A 16,919-nucleotide genomic window follows, 5' to 3' on the forward strand; every position below is an offset into this window, starting at 1 on the left:
ATTTCTCCTCCTCTCCAACAAACCTCTCTCTTTCCCCTCTTCCTCTGCGCCCTCTGCGCCCTCTGCGGTTTATTAATCTTAATGCTTAAAATTTTCGTTAAATCCTCTTACTCTTATTGTACAATAACTTTTAAACAAATTCATCTAAGGCTAAAAAATATGACCAAATATGTGATGTGGGGAAGTTACTGCGAAGACGTTCTCGAAAAACGCGCTCCGTTTCGAGACGCTCATTTGGCTGGATTGGCTAAGCAGAAGGAATCGGGCGTGTTAAGTACGATCGGGCCAACAAAAGATTTAACTAAAGTTTTTGCAATTTACGAAGCCGAAGATGAGGCGGCCGTGCGACAATTGGTTGAGGCCGATCCTTATTGGCTAAATGGGGTTTGGACTGAGTACGACGTGAAAGAGTGGATTCAAGCTTTTTGAAGGGGTTAACAGGGTGAACATCTTAAGATTGGATGACAGCGATTTAGTTCCAGTGGACTATGGCGATTTGCTGGACAAGATTTTAGAGGTTTTGCAGGGGAAAAACCCGTTTAATATATCAGATGACCGCCGCCGTCTGATCGTCGATATTGATGTGATCGCTGCTGATGTTGCAAAAATGCAAGTGCGGACACCCTTGGGTTCCTATGAACGTCAAGCCGATGCTGCTACGGTTAATTTTCCGCCAGAAGTTGAGGAGCTTTTTGGCGATCGAGTCAGGCAGATTAAAGAGTGTTTGCGGCAGCACTTAGCATCTAAATTGCTCCCACAAAATACTTCAATTGAAAAGTTTGTCGCTAGCTTAATCACTCCTTTAGATTCATCCACTTTTCAGGGAGACGGCAAAAAGTTAGGTCTCAAATACGATTTTGGGACTCGCCACACTTCTTTAGAAAAAGAAAAGCTAACTTTGGAACGCCCGATCTCTGGAAGTCCTGGGATTTTAAAACTGCATAAATTGACGATTGCTGTGCGAAATACCGATATTTTTCAACAACAGCTAAAGGAGGGTTTAGAAAACTATATTAGGGAAAATGCCGAGAATAGCGACGAGAGGCAAGAACTTAACCATCGTCTTGATGAGATGGTTAATAATGAATACTCGGATTTTCATAAATTGATCCGACTGGTAGACAAAGAAACCCTAGGAAAAATTAACAAAGAAGCCAAGATTACTTATTTGGAGTATCTGCTGGAACACATCAGCGCTAGCAGCACAGATACTGTAGGAATCATCTATTTAAAAGATTTGATTCGTCGTCTCAGATTGATAGAAGATTACATCAACGACAGTAATAAATCCGATGGCGATTATGCTGCCAATTATGCTGGTGTTAAAGTTAATTACAGAGAAATTTTTGCGCGATCGGAATTTTTAGATCCGCTGCCAATTATTCCCATTGTAGAAGGTTACTTGGGAGAAAGCACGGACAATCATCGGAACGAACGTAAATTTATCTTTGGTCTCAAACTAAAATTAGACAACCCAGTTCAAGCGCGCGGTGGAAAGGACGTATTTGAATATCATCTGAATCTGCTAAATCCAGATAGTGAAGAACACAAAGCAGAACTTACCGAAGATGCTAATACCGAAACCTTCGTCCGCAAAGTGTTAAAAATAGCATTTTTGTATCACTGTGTGTTTGCATCTCCCCACACCCCAGGATCGGAAAATTACAACCCAGAATTGGAACTTGAATTTAATCCTATTCCGGCTTTTGAGCAACTAATGAGAGATGTATTAAATCGTGATAATGAGGAAATCAAAAAAAGACTTTTCCGAAATTTTGTCACACGCTTTAAGCAGGTTAATGTTAAACATAAAATCAACCATCTTAAAAAACTGCTGAAAGGCTTTCTCGAACGCCAAACAATTTTGCCAAGCCGTACAGAAACGCGACACGTAAACCTCAAAATAGGTCTGTTAGAAGACATTGACAATATTTTGAAGTATGATAAATTTTTTAATGGAGTTCTGGATCGAAATTACAAGCAGACACTCCATTATATTGTCGTCGAACAGCCTAGTGTTGATGAAACTGCAATCTGTCAGCTACCGATAAATATTACTATCGAAGATGTCCGCTATTTTCCTACTGATGAACGCCAAAATTTCAGCATGGAATACAATATCAAAGGTGTCGATATTTTGCCGATGCTTTCAGCACCTAAAGCCGAGCGTTCTAGAAAAATATACAACCAGCATTTTTTAAGAACAAAATTAGTGTTGTTTCCTTATGACGACAAACGACTAGACAGCGGTGATAAAGGTTTACAACCGGCGGCGGCTTTTGTCTATAAATTTACGATGTTGCTGCTGTCTTATATCTGCCTGAGAGTTTTACTCGAAAATACTGCAAAAAACTTATTTATTCCGATGGTGAGGCTGCATGAAGGTGACGACAAAAACTCTTCGCCCTCAGAAAAATTTATGGCTAACCTTTCCAAAACATTATCTCACATTTTGAGTGAAAAACAACGCTCAACTTCTCAGGGATTTCGTATTAGAGAAGATCCAAATAGTTACAAAGTGCATAACGGTTTGAGTTCAATGTATTCAATTCTGCCGAAAAAGTTTAAATTTAGCAATGTGCAGTTATCTCCAGAGTTGGATAATTTAGCAATCATTGTTGTTTCCAGTCGCGACAGTGATGCTAAAAAAAGTAATAAAAACCGCTTCCAAAGAACAGCTAGTTTAATTGGAGAAGCTATTGGGATTAATCGCCTAGAAGACGATGCAATTGAAGTCAAAGTGCTGAAAACTTTTTCCGAGAATTACAGTGTCAGCCGCCTTTATACTGAGCCGTTAATCCTTGAAGATGCAATGAGTCAGCTTTATCAGCAAGGATATCGGAATTTCGCATATATTTCGCAAGCACCTTACATGAGTACGCTGCATATTACCAAGACTGAGGAAGACGAGGAATTGTCTTTTATGTCAAAAAAATTGCTCCGAACTTTGAAGGGAGAGCGACGAGATATCAAAATTTATCCGATGTTTTTTGATAAATACTATGTCCGCAGTTTCCTAGGTGATAAGGGAAAACCTTTTTACATTCAGGATGCTATGGAGCTTTCGAGCTTATTTGCAGATACCAGTCAACAAGCTGTAATGTTTTTTAACTTGTTTAACGGACTTAAGGTAAAGGAGGAGAAAAACTTTTATAACGGTGTGATTTCTTACTCGACTTTGTTGCATATATACGACGGTATTCTGGACGATCAAGACCTTCACCAAGGGTTAATTTACGACGGTGCAATTAAAGATACGTTGCTACATTATTTGACAATTTTTCACTTTTACCGCTATGAAGCTCGCAAAAAAGATATGAGTTTTAAACTTGACCCCTACGAGCAGATTATCGGAGATGATTCGGTTGGTGCTTTATCTGTGTTTAGTCATCCGCGCGGGAATGCTGAGTTTAACTCGCTGGCGTTTTTGAATAAGGTAAGAGAAGTATTAAATGTCGGTGAGAGAGGTACAAAATAATGATCGGTGAAGATTTTGGGCGGCTGTTTGAAGTAGGATTCAATATCGGGATTCTGGCATATATTCAGCGGGAAAATTTAAGTCACAATTTTGGTGATTCCTACCGTCTCGATTTGCAGAGGCTCAAATTGCCAAAGATGACGGCGGAAATCGTTAGGGAAGCCAATCTGCTGGCTAGTTTAGATGCTGAAATAGTTGAAAAATGGAGTTTGTTTTTTGTCCAAAAAGGTTTTTTGGGTGGGTTGAATTTTTTTCGGGAGTACGTCAAATCTACTGGCTGGAATTTGCAGCGGTTGAAAATTGTGTATTGTCAGTGCAGTTTTAGTGATGCTAACAGTATCAGAACCTATAACAAGGGTGATAAAGAAGCGTTTAAAGAGCTATTGTCTCAGTTAAAAACTGCCAAACCTAGTTTATCAGATGATGAGATTAACTTGTACATCCGCCGCTACTCGAAAAAGGGTGAGTTTTTGCAGGCTGATACGCTGATGCTGTTACAGTCTGGAAATGAGTTTAGAATTCTCTGCGTTGATTTGTCTGTGTTTTCTCCGACGCTAGCTCCAAAACCGGAGGATATCAATGAAATAGAGGTGATTCGGAAATATTTGCTGAGAGAAATTAGCTATGTGCGATCGAAAAGTGTGTTTTCTAATCTGCGGATGGATACCAGCACTTTAGGTGTGGATTTCTCGGAGGATTTAAAACGCTTTTTTACAGCTTTTAAGTATAAGGATAAGGAAAGCGCTAAGCTGATTCAGGCGGGTAGCTACGCTCACAGCTTCTATGGATTTTTGCAACAAACAGGTTTAATTTCAAGTGATGCTGAGGTTTTGTTTAATGTGGTTGGTTATGGCGATCGCAATATTAGCGCTATTTCCCTACGCAAGGATAAAATCAAGTTATTAGCAACTTGTGCCCAGAGTTATAAAAATGAACCTACAAACAAAGAAATTAGCGACTCTCGCAGCGAAGTCTTGGATGTTATTCAACTCAACGCGGCTCGCAGTTTCAAAGAAGGGCGAAAGTTTGTCGATTCTCTGTTAGCAATTGACAAAAATGTCACTGAACCTGTATGTCATACCGAACGGATAGACAATTTTGTTAATTCCATTGATATTATATCAGATAAACTGGCAGATGAATTGCAAATTGAGCGCGGTTTGCATTTGAGGAATGCTCACGCCCAATTGATTGTGAAAGCGCTTCAGTCTGATGAAACTTATATCTTTTTGACTGGTAATCCGGGAATAGGTAAAACAACTGCGATCGCCAATTTCCTCAAAAGCCATATCGAGGACGGTTTCTTATTCCTGTACGTCAGTCCCCGCAAGCAAGTAAACTTAGATATCATCGAGAAATTCCAAGATAAAAATACGAGTTTGCTGTGCAACGATCGATTATTTTGTATCAACACTAACGCCGATATCATCAAAAGTAATTCAGGACACTGTACCGTCAAGTACGCATCGAATAAATATCGCGAAGATTTGACAAAAAAAGCTGTTCGCTTCCTCAAGGATGATTCAGAAATTAAGAGGACGGAATATCATCAATCAGAACTTGAAAAAAAGGGAGAAACAGTAATTAAACCCATTAATCCCAAAGGAAATGGAGTGCTTAAGAGCATTTGCGAAGGTATATACGCGCTGATAAATTGCCAGGTATCTAATAATATCGTAGCTACCGTTTCTATTCAATCGGTGAAGATGAAAGAAAACCGACAAAATACCCTAGAGCATTTAGATAAAATATTTCAAGATACTTACAATAAACGGGACAAACGGGTCATTCCCGCTAAGATGCAAGAAATATCTAGCCGTATCAAACATATTTTCATTATGATAGATGAAATTACGGGAGATGATGGTGGCGTTGAGTTTTTAGCCGGAATTGCTAAGATTGTCAAAAAACATGAGTTGCACAAGCTGGAACACGGCTTTAATACTAAAATTATTGTAGCAGATGCTTCGATTGTTGACTGCGATGTGATTAAACAACACCTTGATAACACGTCACCGGAACCGGACAAAATCTATTTTAAAAAGTTAGCGAAAGATTCGGAAGAAATTCAACCTTTACAAGTTATTCCTTTTAAATTTAACAATCTAGCTGCAAAGGTGATTAATGCGAATTCCTACCCGGCGCGCAGTTTAGAGATAACTTACAAGGTATTTGTAGAAAGTGTTAAATACAGTGAAGATGCGCCTCTAAAACAGAATAGTAATTTAGTCAAGCGGGTACAATCTGAAATAATTGAGGATATCAATCAGCGATTAGCAATCCCCGGTGTGGAACAAATTATAGTATATATTCAAAACAAGCAAAGATTGGCAGAATTAATTGAAAAAATTAAAGCTAGTCGCGAAAAGTTTGAGCCTTTTACCGGTTATCTGGAAATTCACGCGAATATCTCGGAAGAGGAGAAAGAAAAAATACAGGAATACAAAAATACAGCTAAAGTAATCTTTATGACTGCATCGGGAAGTCGTGGACTTTCTTTCCCGAAAACTAAGCATATTTTAGTTGATATTCCCCGCTTTCAGATTGAGAAAAATCTGATGGAAGTCATACAGGTGATTTATCGGGGACGCGGAGAATATGACAACGGTAAAACCCTTGATGGTGAAGACAAACAATTGGTTTTTTACCTATCTGATACCGCAGTTTATTACGCTGATGATGCGGAACTTTCCCTGCAAGAAAGCAAATTGAGTTTGTTGAATTTATTGCTAATTCTGAAGACTGCGGTGATGACGCGGATTGTGGGATATGGATATTTGGGTAGGGATAAGTTTTTGATGATTCCGATTGGCGGTAAGTCGGTTTCCGCAGTTGGGGATACTTTTAGCAGCAAAATGGCTTCTCTAATTAAGACATTAAAGAGCGAGAGCCAGCGAGGCAATATGTTGTTTAAGGAGGTTTATACGAGTCTGGAACAGCTTTTGAGTCGCGGGGATTATGTTTTGAAAAATTCTGATAATTCTCGTCAAAAGGGCGATTTTTATCTGGAAATGCGGGACGATTTTAATCGTAAGTTTTTGGAAAAGTGCAATCCTCTTGATGGTTTGTTGAGCTATGATAATTTAGAACTCGGTCATGTTTGCGGTAGTTTGTTGCTCGTACCTCTAGCTAAGCAAAATTTGGTAGAAACGTACCAGATGTCGCTTCATCGAGAAATTAAGCAATGTCTTGAGAAGAAGTTGCTGGACAAAATGCGTCTAATTAGGGATAGCGATTCCTCCCCGGAGAATGTAATATCGGCGATAAGAGGAGGTGCGATCGAGCTTTTGCAATTTCTCAACGGCGATGTGGAGAAAACTCAGTATTTTGAAGAGCAGAGTCAGCAGTTCGATCGCTATTATGCCATACCGCTGTTTGCTTTTGTCAGCGGGGAGGAGATGCAGGAGTATTTTGCTGACAGCCAACTGGAAGAACCGGAAGATAGGCGGTTTCGGGATATTTTGTCGGCTTATGTGCGATAGATCTACCCTATAGACAGTGTAATGCCGATCGGACACAAGTATCGAGATTTCCCATTTATCGTGTTTAGAAGCTACAGTTTAGAGCAAAGTCGAGAAAAGATTTTTACAGATAAATATCTTTTAAGTTCCAACGAATTGAACGTGCTCAATTTAATTTTGTCGAAGCAGGTAAACTGAAAATTGTAGGTGCGTCAGACTATTTTAGATTTTAGATTTTAGATTTTAGATTGGGAATCAAGGATGACCGAAAGCATCAGGATACAAGCCCCCGGATTCATCCGTCCAGAAATAGAAAACCTGTATCCGATAAACACGCCCCCCAATTTATCCGTGGGGTCAAGGCTTCAATCTAAAATCTAAAATCTAAAATCTAAAATCGATTGACGCACCATACTTGCTACTTGCTAACTTCAAACGGCGTATGTTTCCCCCCCAAAGCTTCGACGATGGCGCGAGTATTAGCCGACATCATTTTCACATAAGAATCACCCTCGCTTCCGGGTGTCCCAATCGAATCCGAATAAAGTTGCTGCGCCGCCAATTTCACCCCCGCTTCCTCCGCTACTGTCCTAATCAGTTGCGGGTTAATTGTAGTTTCGGCAAAAATAGCAGGAACTCCCGCAGCTTTCACCGATTCTACTAACTTTTGCACCGTTTGAGCGCTCGGCTGTTCCTCGGTACTAATCCCGATCAAACTGTTAGGACTTCCCAATCCGTAGGCGCGGCTGTAATATTGAAAAGCATCGTGACTTGTGACTAATTTGCGCTGATTTTCGGGAATAGTTTTAATCTGTTGTTCGATCCAACTATCCAAGCGTTTTAACTCTTCAGTAAGTTTCACAGCATTCTGCGTAAACTTCTCCCGATCTTCCGGCGACAGTTCGATTAGCGCATCCCGAATCGCTTCCACCATTTGAACTGCATTTTCCACATTTCCCCAAACGTGCGGATCGGGTACGGTATTGCCTTCTTTATTCAATAGCAAAGGCTTGACAACTTCCCCCACTGCTAATTTCCGCGCCTTAATTCCGGCGGCATTCATCATCCTAATTAATCCCGGTTCCAAATTGTAACCGTTATACAAAATTAAGTTAGCTTCTTCTAAACCTTGAGAATCTTTTGGCACCGGTTCGTAAACGTGAGGATCGGTTCCCGGCTGCAAAATTCCTGTTAGCTGAATTTCGTCGCCCGCTACTCGATCGGTCAAATCCTCAATAATTGTGCTAGTAGCAACTACCTTCGGTTTAGCATCTGCCTCTGGAGAGAGGCTATTGGTCTGAGTTTGAGCGCAACTAAATAAACCCACAGTCAAAATGCCGCAAGCAATAGTTCTAATCCAAAATGCCTTGGACTTGTCCCATCCAGGGGCGGCGGTTTCAATCCCCGACTCACGGCTAAACTCTCCTTTATCAAGTTGCTTCACTGTTGCCGTCGGTTTTAACTCACATCTGACACCATTCTCAATAACTTGTTTAGGAACAGGCAAGATGCCTGTTCCACAGGAAAACTCATTCTTTGTGGAACGGGCATCTTGCCCGTTCTTGACGGGCAGGATGCCCACCCCACAAGAAAACTCATTCTTTGTGGAACGGGCATCTTGCCCGTTCTTGAGAAGGGTGGAAGATATCAGTTTTAAGTCACATCTGACACCATTCTCAATAACTTGCTTAGGAACAGGCAAGATGCCTGTTCCACAAGAAAACTCACTCGTGGAACGGGCATCTTGCCCGTTCTTGACGGGCAGGATGCCCACCCCACAAGAAAACTCACTCTTTGTGGAACAGGCATCTTGCCTGTTATTGAGAAGGATGGAAGATATCAGTTTTAACCGACTTGAGATTTTCGCCACCAAACCTATGGTTTGAGGGGTTTCGAGCTGGCACTGTCGCATTATCTACCTCTCGTGCGTTCCAGATTATTCCTATTTACCGATGATTTCATATTCTTTTCATTTTTACAGTAAACTTAATAAAAAGGAGATAGACTCACCGCCATGAATACCGCCGCCTTCCCCAACGAGAATCCTTGGTCTAAAATGGTTTGCCACCTCAAAGACAGCGCTACCGACACTGAAATTATCGCTGTTAAGCACTTAGCAGTAAACTACCGCACGGTAGAGGCACTCAGAGATATCAATCTTTCCGTCAAACCGGGAAGGCTGACGGGTATTATTGGCCCCAACGGTGCCGGCAAAAGCACCCTAATCAAAGCAATGTTGGGCTTAATTCCCGCCGATCGCGGCACTGTTACCTGGGGCGAAGAAGCGATCGCCGATCGACTCGAAACAGTAGCCTACGTGCCCCAGCGATCGCAAATTGACTGGAACTATCCCGCCACCGTTTGGGATGTCGTGATGATGGGAAGAGTCAGAAAAGCCGGATGGTTTCGCCGCTTCTCCGCAGCTAGCCGCCGCACCGCTGCCGATGCCTTAGAAAGAGTAGGCATGAGTGCTTACAAAGACAGACCGATCGGACAACTTTCTGGCGGACAGCAACAGCGAGTATTTCTAGCTAGAGCCTTAGCCCAAGAAGCCGCTATTTTCTGCTTTGACGAGCCGTTTGTCGGCGTTGACCAAAAAACTCAAAATATCATTTTCGAGATATTCCACCAGCTAGCAAATGCCGGGAAAATCGTCTTAGTAGTCAACCACGACTTAGGCGAATCAATCACCAATTTTGACGATTTAATTTTGTTAAATACAGAACTGATTGCCGCTGGTTCCCGCCAAGAAGTGCTAACAAAAGAAAACCTTTACCGCGCCTACGGCGGACAAGTAATGTTCTTTGCCGGACAAGCAGCTTAATTAGCCAGCCCTCAATCGATTTTAGATTTTAGATTTTAGATTTTAGATTTTAGATTGACCCCGCGGATAAATGCGGGGGCTTGAGGATTTTCGATTTTCGATTTGGGATTCCACGGATAAATCACGTGGCGGGTACCATCAAGAAATTCTTGGTCATTAATCTAGGAGTTACACTCTTGAACGCGGTTTTTTTGATAATCTTGAATTGGGCAACGATAAATCTCGGATCGAACTCACATCTTGCACTATTCTCAAGAACAGGCAAGATGCCTGTTCCACAAGAAAATTCACTCTTTGTGGAACAGGCATCTTGCCTGTTCCTAAAAAGCTTATTGAGAATGGTGCAACATCTCAGATCGAACCGGGTTGCTTTGGTTGTTAGTCATTAGTTAACTTTGATTTGATAATTTTATGATACAAACCTTAATTGAGCCGTTGCAGTACGGATTCATGCAGCGATCGCTCATAATTGCCATTCTCGTCGGCATCGTCTGCGCGATCGTCGGCAGCTACCTAATGGTACAGCGGCTGGCCTTGCTCGGAGACGCCATCAGCCACTCGGTTTTGCCCGGATTGGCGATCGCCTTTATCCTCGGAGGAAATATCTTTATCGGCGCTTTCATTGCCGGAGTTTTGAGTACAGTAATCATAGCTTGGATCAAAGCTCGATCGACAATCAAAGAAGACGCCGCAATGGGCATCGTATTTTCAGCCTTCTTCGCCCTCGGCATCACCCTAATTACGATCGTCCAAAAAGACAACAAAATCGACCTCAACCACTTTCTTTTCGGCAACATCCTCGGCGTTACAGTCGAAGATGCGATCGACACAGCCGTCATAGTCGCCGTAGTCTTATTAGTTGTAGTATTCTTTTACAAAGAACTGCTATTTTACACATTCGATCCATTAGGAGCGCAAGCCACAGGTTTGCCAGTAAACCTGCTCAACTTCGGACTGATGGTACTCATCGCCCTCACCATAGTTGCCAGCCTCAAAGCCGTGGGCGTAGTGCTAGTCTTGTCCCTATTAATTACACCCGCAAGTACCGCCTATCTCCTAGTCACTCGCCTGCACCAAGTCATGATTTTAGGCGCAATAATCGGAGTTATTTCCAGCATTAGCGGAATGTATCTCAGCTACTTCTATAACTTGCCATCCGGCCCCGCAATAGTTTTAGTTGCATCGGGATTATTTGTGCTATCATTGCTGTTCAGTCCCACTCAAGGAATCCTCACCCAGCCCCGCACAAACTCCGGCCAACTTCCTCCAATCTGGCGGGAATTAAAAAATTTAACCAAAGGCAGATAACAAATAACTTTGTAGTAACTCACATCTTGCACAATTCTCGCTTAACAGGCAAGATGCCTGTTCCACAAAGAGTGAATTTTCTTGTATAACAGGCCCTTAACAGGCAAGATGCCTGTTCCACAAAGAGTGAATTTTCTTGTGGAACAGGCATCTTGCCTGTTCATAAAAAGCTTATTGAGAATGGTGCAACATCTCAGATACTCCCGAATCGGGCGATCGCAACTGCGAACTATTGCTCAAAAAAACAGTACAATAACAAAAGTTAAAATTTCACGCCAACACATCTACTAAGTTAAAAAAACATGACCGTCAAAGTAGGAGACACCGCACCCGATTTTACCTTACCATCTCAAACTGGCACATCAGTCAGCCTCAAAGATTTTAAAGGTAAAAAAAACGTCATAGTCTACTTTTACCCCAAAGACGACACACCCGGATGCACGACTCAAGCTTGCGCTTTTCGAGATAGCTACGAAGTCTTCAAAGACGCAGGCGCAGAAGTCATAGGAATTAGCGAAGATTCGCAACAATCGCACCAGCAATTTGCCACCAAATATCAGCTACCCTTTACACTGCTGAGCGATACTGGCAACAAAGTTCGGCAATTATATGGAGTTCCAGCTACACTGTGGATTATGCCCGGTAGAGTAACTTATGTCATTGACAAAGAAGGCGTTGTCAAGCATATTTTTGACTCCATGTTAGACTTCAAAGCACACGTTGCAGAAGCACTCAAAACTTTGGAAGCTATTAAAAGTTAGGTGGCGCGCGGGTGGCCAGAAACCGGGTTTTTTTACGAAAATGATTTGCTATCTAGCAGATTAGCTAAAAAACCCGGTTTCTGCGATATTGGCGCGAAAATCGCAGTGCAGGCCGCGCGTTTCCATTCAATTAGTTTCGCCAGCGAGTGGGGAGTTGGGCCAACAAATTTGGTGCGACCATTGCGCCGATGCAGGTCAGTTTCCATTCAATTAGTTTCCCCAGCCAGTGGGGAGCACCAACACAGATTATCAAACTTGACCCCAGAGTTAACAAACTTTCCATTCAATTAGTTTCCCCAGCGAGTGGGGAGTGTCACGTTGTTCAATCGATTGGGCTAATCTTAAGCCGGAGTTTACCATTCGCCTCAATTTCTATATCTACATGATGCCTTCCGCTTGATGTCGCAACAGCAACAGTTCCAGCTAAGGCTCCGATACCAGCGCCAACTGCTGCTCCAACAGGACCACCAACTATGAATCCAAGAGCACCTGCACCTGCTGCATAAGCAAAAATATAGAGGGCAGAGTAGTTAAGCGCAGTAACCCCAGCAGAAGAAGGGATGAATGCGCCTGTAGCTATATTTACCCACTCTCCCGATTTGTTCTTGTGTAACTCAAAAATGGTTTTTAACTTCTCTGGAAGGTCTGAATATCGCTCGTAGTCTGTAATAACTTCAACTTGCTCACCTTGCTCCAAGGCTGTCTTTAGCTCACGATAAAACATTTCTGTATCTGAGAAAACTAACTTCCGCATACATTCCATTCAATTAGTTTCACCTCCATTCTACACCCCAGGCAGCGCAAGGAGTCTAGAGGGAGATCGGCGACACCCGCGACAAAAAATTAAGGAAGGGCCGAGGGACAGTTTTGGCAAGCTGCTGTATGTTAATTATTAGATAAATTTGCCCCATCCCTCCCTGAACGAATTCAGTGTGTGGGTGCAAAGATATATGGATAGCCCCCAAGTGCTTTCCCCGCCGAGTTTGGTAGAAAAACACCGACAAGCAGCGAAAGATTTAGTCGCGAGATACAGCTAGCTGGTAAAGACAGATTTTACCACTTGTTCGTAGTGAACACCTCAGTCCTGATTCTCTAAAAAACCAAGAAAGGACTAAAGTTCTTACTAAAAACTCGTGGTTCGTAGTAAGGACTTTAGTCCTTTTTTGCTAACGACTTGCAGCCATTAACAATTAGCACTTAGCAATTATCTAGCTTTTTGCAACACTCGATTTTTCAGATGTAGCGCTTTCGGCAGTTTTGCCATTTTTGCTATTACCGTTACCGTTGCTGTGCCGGGGTTGGATAACTCCATAGCCACCGTGAGTCTTGCGTTCGTAGAGTACGTTAATTTCGTCTGTTTCCGCATTACGGAACATATAGAAATCGTGATCGATAATCTGCAATTGTTCCAAAGCTTGTTGCACAGTCATTGGAGGCATAGCAAAATACTTAGTCCGTACCACCTCAGCAGGAAGTTCGGGAGTTCGATCGCCAATCAGATCCGCTACTACAGGATGTTCCTCAACTACCGTAACCGTTTTGGCACTACTCTGGATTTTGTTGTCGTGACGTTTTTCCTTGAATTTCCGCAGTTGACGAGCTATCTTGTCGGCAACCAAATCTATGCTGGCATACAGGCTTTCCGTGCTTTCTTCAGCCCGAATCACGCTGCCGTTAGCATAAATTGTCACCTCAGCAGTCTGCTTAGGATTGATCCTGGGGTTACGAGCCACCGATAGATGTATGTCCACTTCTGTCGTCAAAGTTTGAAAATGGCTAACTGCCTTTTCCACCTTTTGATTGACGTACTCGCGAATCGCATCGGTGATTTCTATATTTTTACCCTGGATAACAAGCTTCATAGAGCTCCCTCCCTTCTGTAACTTCGGTATATTTTATACAGTAGCACTATGTATTCTCGAAAACACTTATCTTCCAAATCTTTTATTATATGTTGACAATTCTTGATTTAAGCTGGGCCAATATTCCGTAAAAATACTATTGATTTTTTGCATGGTTTCTCCTCTAATCCATCAACCACTAAATGCACAACCCTGCTTGCTCCTCGATTGGGGACAAGTTCCCTACTCCCAAGCTTGGGAAATCCAGCAAAAACTCGTGCAAGAACGCCGCGACAAGCCTGATTTGCCAGATGTCCTGATTTTGCTGGAACATCCGCCGGTTTACACTTTGGGACTGGGAGCAAAGCTGGAATTTCTGAAATTTGACCCAAGCCAAACTGGGGCGGAACTTCACCGAGTTGAGCGGGGCGGCGAGGTGACTTACCACTGTCCGGGCCAATTGGTGGGCTATCCGATTTTAAATTTGCGCCGTCACCAGCCTGATTTGCACTGGTATTTGCGGCAGTTGGAGGAAGTGCTGCTGGGGGTGCTGGAAGTTTTGGGGTTGAAGGGTTCGCGGGTTCCCGGTATGACTGGGGTTTGGGTGGATGGGTGCAAGGTAGGTGCGATCGGCATTAAAGTCAGCCGCTGGATTACGATGCACGGTTTTGCTTTAAATGTTTGTCCCGATCTCGCAGGCTTTGGGCAAATTGTACCTTGCGGGATTCCAGATAAACCTGTTGGCAGTTTAGAGCAGTTTATCCCCGGAATTGAGGTCGATCGAGTGCGATCGATCCTTGTCGCTGAGTTTGCTCGCGTTTTTGCAGTGGAAATTGTGCGATTCCCTACGGGATAGCTTCGCTTCACGAATGTGTAGGGTGCGTCGCTGTCCACCTTACTACGAACGATCGCAGTCGGTTTGTTAAGTGCGATCGGGCTGGTCTTCCTCATACACCATTAAATCGCCCGGTTGGCAGTTTAGTGCTTTGCACAGAGCATTGAGAGTGGATTCGTCAATTCTCGTGAGGCGACGGCGGGTTTTGAGTCTCGAAAACGAAGTTGGGTGCATCCCCACCAAAGCAGCCAACTCTTTGTTGCTGATATTTCGCTCGGCCATTACAACTGCCAATTTCCAACGGATGACCACTGTTGACGCTCAATTAATAGCCTGGACTTTGCAAGCTGATGTTACCATCCCGCAACCTTCACTATCCTTTAATTAACCGCTACGGTAAATTATTTGAGCTTGGCAGTTGACTAAATTCAGAAAATGAACTATGCTGAGGATGTACAAACGGAAAAGCGATCGCCCCTTGGCCTCGAAAACTCAAGGGCGATCGCTCTCCGACTATTGTCTAGTTAAAACTTATGATATCACAGCCAAAGTCAGTTCCCGAACTCCTGCGCGAAGAAATTCCCGACGCACCCATCGGCAAACAACCGATCCGATTGTTGATTTGCGGGATTCCCAAAGGAGTAGAAAGCATCATCAATTTACTTCACGTCTTGGGTTTTGCAGAAGTTGGGGAATGGAGTCCGCCTTTACCGTCCCCTCTAGCAGGTGAAATAATGCGGATTTTAACCCGTTACTGGAAAGAATAATCTTTAAGGGCGATCGCCCTTTATTGAGCCAAGTGCGATCGCTCTTAAATTATCAAAAACATCAGGCTTAATTCTCGACCCAATCACTTAGGAATGATAATTAAATAACTTCCACAAGTTTGTGGGATGGGCGTCGGGCCCATCCAAAAAGGACGGGCGGGACGCCCATCCCACAATAACAATTAAAATTGTAAGTTATTTAATTCGCGCTCCTTAAAAACTCCAGAGTAAGGATGCTAAATATCGAATCGAATTAGCGCGGCGGTGTTTGCGAGACTTGGGGGTATAATGCGCGATCGCGGGCTTCTCTAACCTCAGACAGAAGCAAGACAGATGCAGAAATACGTCCTAAGAGTTTTGCGATCCCCCGTAGCGTCAGGTATGATTCTTGTTAATTATTGCGCTCAGTTCAGGAGAAAAAATTTATGGCAGATATGTCCGGTCAAGACCCCTCGGAAATTAAAATGGCGACGGTTGATGAAGAAGAAAAAGGCGCAACGTTTAGCGGTACGGTCATCCTTGCTATCGATGCCGAGGCTGGGGAAGTCGTTTTCTTCAGAGACTTTTTGATTGAAGATTATAAAGGCGAACTTACCGCTTATCTGGCAACAGATGGCAATATAACGAAAAGCATTGATTTAGGCGAACTTAAGCATAAGAGCGGCAGCTTTAAGCTGCCAATTCCGCTGGGGACGGATACATCACCCTACAATACAGTCGTGCTGCGCGACGAAAAAAGCAAGAAAAAAGTTGTGACGATCGAGCTGTAAAATTTGCAATTTAGCTCGTAGTTCAGCCAAATTGGATCGCCCATTTTTTTCCTGAAGTACGCGCGAGCGAAGCTATCCCGTAGGGAATCGCTCTTAAATTAAGGTGCGTCACTTTCGATCGAACTGCGAAGTTTTGCGATCGCTCGTCAAGTGATGCACCCTAATTTTTAAAATGGAATCGGATCGTAATCGGGATTTTCCGGTTCGTTAGACGAACCCGACTGGCGATCGGACTCAGAATTAGACGACTGATGGGAGTTCCAATCCGAACTAGACGTGCGATTAGGGCCGCTTGGAGCGCTATTAGAACTGCGGTTCCGCGAGCCTAAAGGTACTACATTGCTTGGCACATTAGCCGGGGCGGTGTCGCGAATTTGAGCCGGTTCCGGGGCGGTTCTAGCTGGGGGAGCCGAACTCATGGCATCGGCGCCTACACTGTAAATCCTTTGAGCTGTCAGTTCAGCGCGCTTTTCTTTAATACCATCTCTTTCGATCGTATTCATGCTCAGCCGCCCCTCAATAATCACGCGATCGCCCTCGTGATATTTCTCGTGAATTTCTTGAGCAAAATTTCCCCATCCTATCACTTTCAAATGTTCGGGGGGATCTTCTGGTTTTGGGCCAGGAAACTGCACCAACATCTCAGCGATTTGAAGTTGATTGTCAGGAGTATAACGGAGTTGCGGTTGTTGAATTATTTCCGCCATCAAAATGCAGCTATTCATCTGTTATCTGTGCGTAATTGGGAATTGGGAATTGGGAATTGGGAATTGGGAATTGGGCATCGGGAATTGGGCATCGGGAATTGGGAATTGGCCCGCGCAGGGACTTCGGGATTGGGAATTGGGCATGAACTTTCAAGTAAAAAGGTAAA

At 43.3% G+C, this 16,919-nt stretch carries 19 protein-coding genes; 12 read left to right on the forward strand and 7 right to left on the reverse strand.

The genetic code is table 11. The features are described 5' to 3' along the window. The first annotated feature begins 159 nt into the window (after window positions 1-159). Genes QUB20_RS13760 through QUB20_RS13770 form a run of 3 tightly spaced genes read left to right on the forward strand, consistent with a single transcriptional unit; the run spans window position 160 to window position 6,960 of the window. Complete coding sequence (locus QUB20_RS13760) at window positions 160-429, forward strand: YciI family protein (protein ID WP_333246994.1); 270 nt, start codon at window positions 160-162, stop codon at window positions 427-429. A gap of 13 nt (window positions 430-442) precedes the next feature. Then, the gene (locus QUB20_RS13765; protein ID WP_333246992.1) at window positions 443-3,478 is read left to right on the forward strand and encodes a hypothetical protein; all 3,036 of its coding nucleotides are present in this window, start codon (window positions 443-445) and stop codon (window positions 3,476-3,478) included. Next, entirely contained in the window at window positions 3,478-6,960 is a 3,483-nt protein-coding gene (locus QUB20_RS13770) for a helicase-related protein (RefSeq protein ID WP_333246990.1), read from the forward strand. The genes QUB20_RS13765 and QUB20_RS13770 overlap by 1 nt, the downstream gene beginning before the upstream one ends. A gap of 397 nt (window positions 6,961-7,357) precedes the next feature. Here QUB20_RS13770 and QUB20_RS13775 read toward each other — a convergent pair whose 3' ends face one another. Beyond that, a complete protein-coding gene (locus tag QUB20_RS13775; RefSeq protein ID WP_445299399.1) occupies window positions 7,358-8,641 on the reverse strand; it encodes a metal ABC transporter substrate-binding protein in 1,284 nt (427 codons plus the stop codon). 1 nt (window position 8,642) lies between these two features. Between QUB20_RS13775 and QUB20_RS13780 the strand changes: the two genes are divergently transcribed. Together QUB20_RS13780 and QUB20_RS13785 are read left to right on the forward strand one after the other, a co-directional pair. Continuing rightward, complete coding sequence (locus tag QUB20_RS13780; protein WP_333291409.1) at window positions 8,643-8,825, forward strand: hypothetical protein; 183 nt, start codon at window positions 8,643-8,645, stop codon at window positions 8,823-8,825. Window positions 8,826-8,953: 128 nt separating this feature from the next. Further along, window positions 8,954-9,763, forward strand: a complete 810-nt coding sequence (locus QUB20_RS13785; protein ID WP_333246988.1) for a metal ABC transporter ATP-binding protein — start codon at window positions 8,954-8,956, stop codon at window positions 9,761-9,763. A 121-nt stretch (window positions 9,764-9,884) separates the two neighbouring features. Here QUB20_RS13785 and QUB20_RS13790 read toward each other — a convergent pair whose 3' ends face one another. Next, window positions 9,885-10,028, reverse strand: a complete 144-nt coding sequence (locus QUB20_RS13790) for a hypothetical protein (RefSeq protein ID WP_333291411.1) — start codon at window positions 10,026-10,028, stop codon at window positions 9,885-9,887. Between the two features lies 1 nt (window position 10,029). Between QUB20_RS13790 and QUB20_RS13795 the strand changes: the two genes are divergently transcribed. Next, complete coding sequence (locus tag QUB20_RS13795; RefSeq protein WP_333291414.1) at window positions 10,030-10,152, forward strand: hypothetical protein; 123 nt, start codon at window positions 10,030-10,032, stop codon at window positions 10,150-10,152. Window positions 10,153-10,174: 22 nt separating this feature from the next. Then, window positions 10,175-11,071 (forward strand): metal ABC transporter permease, encoded by an 897-nt coding sequence (locus QUB20_RS13800; RefSeq protein ID WP_333246986.1) that lies wholly within the window; start codon window positions 10,175-10,177, stop codon window positions 11,069-11,071. A gap of 19 nt (window positions 11,072-11,090) precedes the next feature. Here QUB20_RS13800 and QUB20_RS13805 read toward each other — a convergent pair whose 3' ends face one another. Beyond that, window positions 11,091-11,222 (reverse strand): hypothetical protein, encoded by a 132-nt coding sequence (locus tag QUB20_RS13805; RefSeq protein WP_333291416.1) that lies wholly within the window; start codon window positions 11,220-11,222, stop codon window positions 11,091-11,093. A gap of 151 nt (window positions 11,223-11,373) precedes the next feature. Here QUB20_RS13805 and QUB20_RS13810 point away from each other — a divergent pair, with 151 nt between their 5' ends. Further along, window positions 11,374-11,832, forward strand: a complete 459-nt coding sequence (locus QUB20_RS13810; protein ID WP_333246984.1) for a peroxiredoxin — start codon at window positions 11,374-11,376, stop codon at window positions 11,830-11,832. Between the two features lie 322 nt (window positions 11,833-12,154). On the opposite strand, the gene QUB20_RS13815 is transcribed toward QUB20_RS13810, so the two are convergent. Both QUB20_RS13815 and hpf read right to left on the reverse strand, forming a co-directional pair. Beyond that, window positions 12,155-12,586 carry a hypothetical protein gene (locus QUB20_RS13815; protein ID WP_333246981.1) on the reverse strand — a complete coding sequence of 144 codons (432 nt, stop codon included), beginning with the start codon at window positions 12,584-12,586 and terminating at the stop codon, window positions 12,155-12,157. A gap of 454 nt (window positions 12,587-13,040) precedes the next feature. Then, window positions 13,041-13,694, reverse strand: coding sequence for a ribosome hibernation-promoting factor, HPF/YfiA family (hpf, locus tag QUB20_RS13820; RefSeq protein WP_333162386.1), 654 nt, complete (start codon window positions 13,692-13,694; stop codon window positions 13,041-13,043). A 151-nt stretch (window positions 13,695-13,845) separates the two neighbouring features. Here hpf and lipB point away from each other — a divergent pair, with 151 nt between their 5' ends. After that, window positions 13,846-14,529 (forward strand): lipoyl(octanoyl) transferase LipB, encoded by a 684-nt coding sequence (lipB, locus tag QUB20_RS13825; protein WP_333246979.1) that lies wholly within the window; start codon window positions 13,846-13,848, stop codon window positions 14,527-14,529. Window positions 14,530-14,595: 66 nt separating this feature from the next. Here the strand turns inward: lipB and QUB20_RS13830 are convergent, their stop codons facing one another. Continuing rightward, complete coding sequence (locus QUB20_RS13830; protein ID WP_333053918.1) at window positions 14,596-14,820, reverse strand: helix-turn-helix domain-containing protein; 225 nt, start codon at window positions 14,818-14,820, stop codon at window positions 14,596-14,598. Between the two features lie 221 nt (window positions 14,821-15,041). Here QUB20_RS13830 and QUB20_RS13835 point away from each other — a divergent pair, with 221 nt between their 5' ends. Continuing rightward, window positions 15,042-15,275, forward strand: coding sequence for a hypothetical protein (locus QUB20_RS13835; protein WP_333246977.1), 234 nt, complete (start codon window positions 15,042-15,044; stop codon window positions 15,273-15,275). 425 nt (window positions 15,276-15,700) lie between these two features. Next, window positions 15,701-16,045 (forward strand): hypothetical protein, encoded by a 345-nt coding sequence (locus tag QUB20_RS13840; protein ID WP_333240135.1) that lies wholly within the window; start codon window positions 15,701-15,703, stop codon window positions 16,043-16,045. A gap of 167 nt (window positions 16,046-16,212) precedes the next feature. On the opposite strand, the gene QUB20_RS13845 is transcribed toward QUB20_RS13840, so the two are convergent. Further along, window positions 16,213-16,770 (reverse strand): single-stranded DNA-binding protein, encoded by a 558-nt coding sequence (locus tag QUB20_RS13845; protein ID WP_333246975.1) that lies wholly within the window; start codon window positions 16,768-16,770, stop codon window positions 16,213-16,215. Here QUB20_RS13845 and QUB20_RS13850 point away from each other — a divergent pair. Next, a complete protein-coding gene (locus QUB20_RS13850) occupies window positions 16,757-16,918 on the forward strand; it encodes a hypothetical protein (protein WP_333291418.1) in 162 nt (53 codons plus the stop codon). The genes QUB20_RS13845 and QUB20_RS13850 overlap by 14 nt on opposite strands. The last annotated feature ends 1 nt before the right edge of the window (window position 16,919 follow it).

Source organism: Microcoleus sp. B4-C2, assembly GCF_036705265.1.
Taxonomy (GTDB): domain Bacteria; phylum Cyanobacteriota; class Cyanobacteriia; order Cyanobacteriales; family Microcoleaceae; genus Microcoleus.

Bases quoted from the DNA above. Each gene is read 5' to 3' on its own strand.
- QUB20_RS13850 (WP_333291418.1), top strand. From the start codon at position 16,757: ATGCAGCTATTCATCTGTTATCTGTGCGTAATTGGGAATTGGGAATTG.
- QUB20_RS13795 (WP_333291414.1), top strand. From the start codon at position 10,030: ATGCCTGTTCCACAAGAAAATTCACTCTTTGTGGAACAGGCATCTTGC.
- QUB20_RS13760 (WP_333246994.1), top strand. From the start codon at position 160: ATGACCAAATATGTGATGTGGGGAAGTTACTGCGAAGACGTTCTCGAA.
- QUB20_RS13840 (WP_333240135.1), top strand. From the start codon at position 15,701: ATGGCAGATATGTCCGGTCAAGACCCCTCGGAAATTAAAATGGCGACG.
- QUB20_RS13810 (WP_333246984.1), top strand. From the start codon at position 11,374: ATGACCGTCAAAGTAGGAGACACCGCACCCGATTTTACCTTACCATCT.
- QUB20_RS13815 (WP_333246981.1), bottom strand. From the start codon at position 12,586: ATGCGGAAGTTAGTTTTCTCAGATACAGAAATGTTTTATCGTGAGCTA.
- QUB20_RS13800 (WP_333246986.1), top strand. From the start codon at position 10,175: ATGATACAAACCTTAATTGAGCCGTTGCAGTACGGATTCATGCAGCGA.
- QUB20_RS13780 (WP_333291409.1), top strand. From the start codon at position 8,643: ATGCCTGTTCCACAAGAAAACTCACTCGTGGAACGGGCATCTTGCCCG.
- QUB20_RS13785 (WP_333246988.1), top strand. From the start codon at position 8,954: ATGAATACCGCCGCCTTCCCCAACGAGAATCCTTGGTCTAAAATGGTT.
- hpf (WP_333162386.1), bottom strand. From the start codon at position 13,694: ATGAAGCTTGTTATCCAGGGTAAAAATATAGAAATCACCGATGCGATT.
- QUB20_RS13805 (WP_333291416.1), bottom strand. From the start codon at position 11,222: ATGCCTGTTCCACAAGAAAATTCACTCTTTGTGGAACAGGCATCTTGC.
- QUB20_RS13845 (WP_333246975.1), bottom strand. From the start codon at position 16,770: ATGAATAGCTGCATTTTGATGGCGGAAATAATTCAACAACCGCAACTC.
- QUB20_RS13835 (WP_333246977.1), top strand. From the start codon at position 15,042: ATGATATCACAGCCAAAGTCAGTTCCCGAACTCCTGCGCGAAGAAATT.
- QUB20_RS13770 (WP_333246990.1), top strand. From the start codon at position 3,478: ATGATCGGTGAAGATTTTGGGCGGCTGTTTGAAGTAGGATTCAATATC.
- lipB (WP_333246979.1), top strand. From the start codon at position 13,846: ATGGTTTCTCCTCTAATCCATCAACCACTAAATGCACAACCCTGCTTG.